General features: G+C 29.9%; 5 protein-coding genes. All 5 read left to right on the top strand.

Annotated features, from left to right (window positions below):
• Positions 1 to 88 precede the first annotated feature (88 nt).
• The 5 genes from PND65_RS09400 to PND65_RS09380 are packed head-to-tail and all read left to right on the top strand — an operon-like array spanning position 89 to position 7,023.
• Positions 89 to 1,858, top strand: coding sequence for an adenine deaminase C-terminal domain-containing protein (locus PND65_RS09400; protein ID WP_271991819.1), 1,770 nt, complete (start codon positions 89 to 91; stop codon positions 1,856 to 1,858).
• Entirely contained in the window at positions 1,859 to 3,217 is a 1,359-nt protein-coding gene (locus PND65_RS09395) for a M24 family metallopeptidase (protein WP_271991821.1), read from the top strand. It abuts the gene before it with no gap.
• A 52-nt stretch (positions 3,218 to 3,269) separates the two neighbouring features.
• A complete protein-coding gene (locus tag PND65_RS09390) occupies positions 3,270 to 5,096 on the top strand; it encodes a BglG family transcription antiterminator (RefSeq protein WP_271991823.1) in 1,827 nt (608 codons plus the stop codon).
• A gap of 4 nt (positions 5,097 to 5,100) precedes the next feature.
• Positions 5,101 to 5,820, top strand: a complete 720-nt coding sequence (deoD, locus tag PND65_RS09385; RefSeq protein ID WP_271991825.1) for a purine-nucleoside phosphorylase — start codon at positions 5,101 to 5,103, stop codon at positions 5,818 to 5,820.
• Entirely contained in the window at positions 5,821 to 7,023 is a 1,203-nt protein-coding gene (locus PND65_RS09380; RefSeq protein WP_087159220.1) for a phosphopentomutase, read from the top strand.
• The last annotated feature ends 117 nt before the right edge of the window (positions 7,024 to 7,140 follow it).

Below are 7,140 nucleotides of genomic sequence, written 5' to 3'. Positions count from 1 at the left end.
TGATCATTGACATGATCTTGTATTATCCATTCTTGAAGATGTATGAAAAACAACAATTGAAACTGGAAAATAGTGATGAGGAATAGGAATGGTTGATTTAAGTTGCAATGACAGAAAGAGATTATCCGAGGCAAGTTTAGGGAAAATTGTTAATGATAAAGTCTTTCGAAATATAAAAATTTTGAACGTTTTTACAAAACAATGGATTTTAGCACATGTGTATGTATATAAAAAATGGATATCTCATGTTGAATATGACGTCAATAAGGAAATATTAGACTGCAAACAAATAATAAATGGCGATAATTTATATCTATCGCCTGCTTTTGTTGATTCACATACTCACATAGAAAGTAGTTTGTTAACACCTTTAAATTATGCAAAATTAGTTGTTCCACACGGAACGTTAACGGTTTTGGAAGATGCTCATGAAATAGCAAATGTATGCGGAGAAGAAGGCTTGAAATATATGTTAGAAAGTAACGGGAATATACCAATGCGTCAACTTTTGACAATACCTTCTTGTGTACCTTCTGTTCCAAATTTAGAAAATAGTGGTGCAACATTTGATTATTCACTTTATAGAACATATTTAGAAAAGGACTATGTAGTTGGACTTGGTGAAGTTATGGATTATGAAGGAGTATTATGCTCTGATGAAAGAATAACTAAAATTTTGGATGAAGCAAAGAATAAAAAAGTATATATTCAAGGTCACGCTCCACTCTTGCAAGGAAATAGATTATCTGCTTATCTATGTAATGGCATCAAAAGTGACCATGAAGCTAGAGGCGTTCAAGAAGTAATCGAAAAGTATCGACAAGGTATGTGGATAGATATAAGAGATGCAAATACTAATCATAATATGCCTAAGATTATTGAAGCTTTATCTGAAATTGGCAATTATGATAGAGTTTCTTTTAGTAGCGATGATCGTAGATGTGATGTGATTTCAAGAAAAGGGCATATTGATGGAATTATACGTCATGCTCATTCTTGTGGAATGCCTTTAATTGAGGCATATATTAGTGCTACATATAGGCCTTGTTTAGAAGCGAATATAGGAAATTTAGGAGCAATTGCACCAGGATATATTGCTGATTTTAATGTTTTAGATGATATAGAAAATGTTCATGTCAAAGATGTGTACTTTGAAGGAAAATGTGTTGTAAAAAATGGCGACATGATTTCACATTATGAAGATACTAGAGAGGCATTGAATCAAACTGTTAATATACCAGATTTGGACGAGACGAATTTTTTGGTTTATTCTAAAGGTAGTAAGGTTACAATGAATGTTATAAAGTTTGAAAGCTTTTCTTCTTCAATAACAAATTTGATTCAACAAACTTTTCCAATCAAGAATGGAAAAGTTGAGTTGTCTCCAAAGGGGAAGTATATGTTTGTATCTGTTATTAATAGATATAATAAGGGAACTCATACTTTAGGAGTAGTTGAAAACTTTGGAATAAATCATGGTGCAATAGCGAGCACAGTAGGTCATGATGCACATAACGTAACTGTCGTATATGACAATCCACAAAATGCAATTGTAGCTTTACGTCAACTTAAAAAGCAAAAAGGAGGCTTTTGTGCAGTAGAAAGTGGTTGTGTTATAGCTTCTATGCCTTTATCAATCGCAGGATTAATGTCTAATAAAAATGTTGCCGATGTTGTTAATGAAATTAACAATATGAATGAGGCAAATGTAAAGCTGGGTAATATATATATTGAGAACCCTTTATCGCGTATTACAATATTGTCTTTATTAGTTTGTCCATATGTAAAAATATCAGATGAAGGAATCGTTTTGACTGAAGAAAAAAAGACTATTCCTTTAATAAGTGAGGTAATTTAAATGAGAGTAGTTTTAAAAAATGTAGAAAGTCCACAAATTGAGTACATTTCTCCCCAAATTTTAAGCGATGAAACAATGGAAATAAGGAAAGAGAAAGTAATTAAGACATTTGTTCAAGAAGGGTACGACTGCATTATCATATATGCGGATGTTGAGCACTCTGCAAATTTTGAATATTTAACAGGATTTATTCCAAGATTTGAAGAAGCTTGTCTTGTTCTTCACAAAAATGGAGATTGTTATCTATTATTAGGAAATGAAGTTCTTGGAATGTCAAAACATAGCCGAATAAAAAATACGCCATTACATGTGCCACAGTTCTCTTTGCCTGATCAACCATTAGAAGGAAAAAAAGAAATGGTCGATTATTTTAAAGAAGCAAAAATAACAAATAAAAAGGTAGGTCTTATTGGTTGGAAAGCTTTGTATAAAATCAATAAAGATATGTTTGATGTTCCTCACTATATAGTTGAAGCAATCAAAACAATTGCATTATCTGTATCGAATGCTACAAATATTATGATTGGTGAAGTAGGCGTAAGACGAATAAACACAGTGGATGAAATTAGACATTATGAGTATGGACAAGTTTTAGCGGCTTCAAATATGTTGAAGGCTTTAGATTCTTTACAAATAGGCAAAACAGAAATTGAGATGGCATCAATTCTTGAGTCCGAAGGTCAGCGCAATAATGTTGTAACGATATTTTCAACTGGAAAACGTTTTGCAAAAGCAAATCTGTATCCTTCAATGAAAAAAATGATATTGGGGGATGCAATTTCGATGACAGTAGGCTATAAAGGAGGCTTATCTAGCAGAACAGGTTATTTAGTTTCTGATAAAAATCAGTTATCAGAAACAGAAAGTGATTATATTGAAAAAGTAGCTGCTCCGTATTTTAATGCGGTAAGAACTTGGTTAGAGAATATTCATGTTGGAATGTCAGGGAAAGAATTATATGCTATAATTGATCGGTGTTTACCAAAAAAAATATATCGATGGAGTTTAAATCCAGGACATTTGGCTGCCGATGAGGAATGGTTATGCTCACCAATATATAAAGACAGCAATGAATCATTAGAAAGCGGCATGATATTACAGATAGATATTATCCCTAGTGTTGAGGGATATAGTAAGCCATGTTGTGAGAATGGAATACTATTAGCGAATGAACAACTAAGAGAAAGAATAAAAAATCAAGATTACGAAATGTGGAGAAGATTTGAAACTAGAAGGCAATATATAAAGGAGCAACTAGGAATTGAACTTCATGAAGATGTTTGCCCTTTATCAAATATGGTTGCATATTATCGCCCATTCCTACTAGATAAAGGGAAAGCGTTATCTATTATTGATTGATTGTTATAAAATACATAGTAATTTATTTATATCTGGAAAGGACTTGAATAATATGAAAGTTATTTTGAATGATAGACAATTTAAAATTATTGAAGTATTAAAGAGACAAGAGTCATGTTTAACTTCTTATGAAATCGCAAAAAAACTTTTAATAAGTTCAAAAACAGTTCAAAACGAAATATTAGATATAAATAAAAAGTATAAAAAAAGAGTAATAGAATCTAAAAAAGGGAAAGGATATTGGCTTAAAGACAAGTCTATTCTTTATAATGATGAACAGAAAAGAATAATGAATGATAATAGAAAAATTTCTATTGTCAAAGAGTTGATCATGCAAAATGAAGTTGATTATTATGAATTGGCAGACAAATTATCTATAAGTACTTCTTTACTTAACAAACATATCAAAGAATTGAATAAAGAAATCTCCGATAGATTTAATGTATTTATAATGAGAAAAATGAATAAGCTATATTTTAAAGGGGAGAACGTAAATAAGCAGAAAGTAGTTGTCTATTATTTGTTAGAAGAAAGTGAAACTTCTAATTTTAATCTAGCAATTTTAGAGTCTTATTTTTCTTCATTAGATGTTCAGTTTATCAGAAATACAATTTATAAATATGTTAGTGAAAACAAAATATTTGTTACTGATTTTGAGTTGATGTCTATTTTGTTGCATGTACTTACAGCTCAATTGAATCAAAAATTTCAAGAGTATGATTTAGAGGATGGATTTTCGAAGTATCTTTATTCTGAAACAGGTATGCTTTTGAATAAAGAAGTTGCATCAAGGATTGATCAATCATTTAAATTAAGTCTAGGCAATCATCTTGCAAGCGATTGTCTAGATTATAAAAATTTTCTGATTAGTGTATTTGATGAAATAAAGAAAGACTATTCAATAGATTTTAGTAACAATAATGAATTAATTAATGGTTTAGCTTTACATTTAAAATATGCAGTTCAAAGATGCAAAATGAACATGCAGCTAAAAAATCCTCTGTTGAAAGAATTTCAAAAAAAATATGTTTTAGTTTATGATATCGCAACCTATATATCTGCGAAGTTTTTAGATAAAACTTCTCTACATTTGAATGAAAATGAAGTTAGTTATATTGCAATGCATTTATTAGGAGCACTTCAAAAACTGAATACAGAAAAATTAAAGGTAGTATTAGTTAGTCCATATGGAAAAGCAGTTGAAAAAATTATAGTTGACAAGCTTTCAAATATTACAAATGTTAAGTATTGTGGTAACTATTCTTTTCTTGATACCAAAGGGATTACTAGAGATAAACCAGATTTAATATTAACTTTAGTAAATTTAGATTTGTATCAACCATATGAGGTATATAAGATTGAAGATTATTTAAATCCAAATGAATATAAATTGATTGAAAAATTAGTAAAGCAGATTCGAATTAATACGGCATATCGTAATTTAACTATAATGCAATGTTTTGATGAAAATTTGTTTTTGCGTATAGATTCAGTAAATTCAAAAAATGACCTAATAAATATAATGTGTGAAAATTTATATAAAAATGGTTTTGTAAGAGAAGATTTTATAGAGCAAGTGTATAAAAGAGAAAGTATAGCACCAACATGTTTTTCTGATTTAATTGCAATTCCGCATAGTATAAAAAAATCTGCATTAAAAAGTGGTGTCTGTGTAGCTATTCTGAAACAACCTGTAACTTGGAACGAATATAATGTTCGATTGGTGTTTTTATTCGCTCTAGATAAAACATTTGATCAAATACCGAAGCTCTATGAATTAATATTAGATACTATTGATAATCAAGACAAATACAATCAATTAATTGAATCTGCTAACTATTCAACTTTTATTTCGATTTTAATGAAAGGCAGGAATTAATGTTATGAGTACACATATCGGAGCTCAAAAAGATGAAATAGCTAATATTGTATTAATGCCCGGAGATCCATTGCGTGCGAAAATGATAGCTGAAACATATTTAAGTGATGTAAAAATAATCAATACAGTTAGAAATATGTTGGGATATACAGGGGTTTATAAAACCATTAGAGTGACTGTGATGGGAAGTGGAATGGGTATTCCAAGTATGGGGATTTATTCTTATGAACTATTTGATAAATATGATGTAGAATATATAATCAGAATAGGGACAGCAGGTTCATATACGAAAGAATTGGATATATTTGATACTGTTTTGGTCACTGAATGTTTCAGTGATTCAAACTATTCCTATGTTCAATCACTAAAACAAGGTCATATTGAAAAACCTTCTATACAGTTGAATGATATTATTTTAGCTACCGCTAAAAAAATGAAAAAAGATATCTTGCCTGCAAAAGTATATTGTACTGATGTTTATAAAAGGGAACAAAATGCACAGCAGATACTATTGAATGAGATAATAGAAAAGCAAGAATGCAAATGTGTTGAAATGGAATCATATTCTTTATTTCATAATGCAAATGTACTTAACAAGCAAGCGGCATGTATATTAACAATTTCTGATAGCATGGTTTCTAAAAAGAAAACTACTAGTAAAGAAAGAGAAACAGTATTTTTAAACATGATCGAGATAGCTTTAGAAAGTATAAGGTCTTTGTAAATGAAGGATAATCTAAAATTCAAGAAAATTATACTTATTGTTATTGATTCTTTTGGCATCGGACAAGCAAAGGATGCTGCTCTTTACAATGATGAAGGAGCTGATACTTTTGGTCATATTTTCGAACAGTTTCCGAATATCAAATTACCAACTTTATATGATTTGGGACTGGGTGAATTACATCCATCTGTAAATTATAAACAAAAGATGGGATATTCGTTAAAACTAAATGAAAGCAGTTATTCTAAAGACACGCTGACAGGGCATTGGGAAATGATGGGAATAAAAACAACGGTCTCATTAAAAACTTTTACAGATACAGGATTCCCTGTTGATTTGATCAGAGAATTAGAGTCATTAACGAATCATGTTTTTATTGGTAACAAAAATGCTAGTGGGACATCAATTATACAAGAACTTGGAGAAGAGGAAATAAGATCCAAAGGTAAGAAATTGATAATTTATACTTCAGAAGATTCTGTCATGCAAATATGTGGACACGAGTTAGTTACTGGGCTAGATGAGTTATATCGTTGTTGTAAAATTGCTAGACAGTTAACAATGAGAGAAGAATATAAAGTCGGTAGAGTAATTGCCAGACCTTATATTGGAAACGATAAAAACACATTCGAAAGAACGGCTAACCGTCGCGATTTTACTATCAAACCTCCACAAGAAACAGTTCTCGATATATTGAAACTGAATGGATATGATGTTTGGAGCATTGGAAAAATAAATGATATTTTTTGTGGCAATGGTATTAGTAGAGAAACACATTCAAAGACAAGTTTTGAAGGCATGTTGCAAACCATTGAACAGGCCAAAGAAGACTTTACAGGTTTATTATTTGTAAATTTAGTAGATTTTGATTCAAAATGGGGACATAGAAGAGATGTACGTGGTTATGCTAATGAATTAGAAAAATTTGATTCTTTATTACAAGTATTATTAAATACTATATCTAATGATACATTAGTAATTGTAACTGCAGATCACGGAAATGATCCAACATTCAAAGGCTATAATCATACAAGAGAATGTGTGCCTTGCCTTATGTTTTCTAAAACTATGAAAGAATATGGGGTTTTAGAAGAAGCAGATAGTTTTAGCGTGATTGGAATGACAATCTTGGATAATTTTAATTTAAAGAAAAAGAGTTATATGGAGGGAGAATCTCTCTTGGATAAAATGATATTTTTTTAATAATTAATACGTTTTGTGTTATAAGAAACATCACTTTATTATCGAAAACATTCTATAAAAAATAAGATAAAAAATTTCTCTTTATAAAGAAAAAAAGAGAAATTTTTTTAATTTTCA

This window comes from Faecalitalea cylindroides, assembly GCF_028321995.1.
In the GTDB taxonomy this organism is placed as follows: domain Bacteria; phylum Bacillota_I; class Bacilli_A; order Erysipelotrichales; family Erysipelotrichaceae; genus Faecalitalea; species Faecalitalea cylindroides.
The sequence above is the reverse complement of the archived record's forward strand: the minus strand, read 5'-3'. Positions and strand labels throughout refer to the sequence as shown.

Coding starts and splice junctions, on each gene's coding strand:
- PND65_RS09400 (WP_271991819.1), top strand. CDS start 89: ATGGTTGATTTAAGTTGCAATGACAGAAAGAGATTATCCGAGGCAAGT.
- PND65_RS09395 (WP_271991821.1), top strand. CDS start 1,859: ATGAGAGTAGTTTTAAAAAATGTAGAAAGTCCACAAATTGAGTACATT.
- PND65_RS09390 (WP_271991823.1), top strand. CDS start 3,270: ATGAAAGTTATTTTGAATGATAGACAATTTAAAATTATTGAAGTATTA.
- deoD (WP_271991825.1), top strand. CDS start 5,101: ATGAGTACACATATCGGAGCTCAAAAAGATGAAATAGCTAATATTGTA.
- PND65_RS09380 (WP_087159220.1), top strand. CDS start 5,821: ATGAAGGATAATCTAAAATTCAAGAAAATTATACTTATTGTTATTGAT.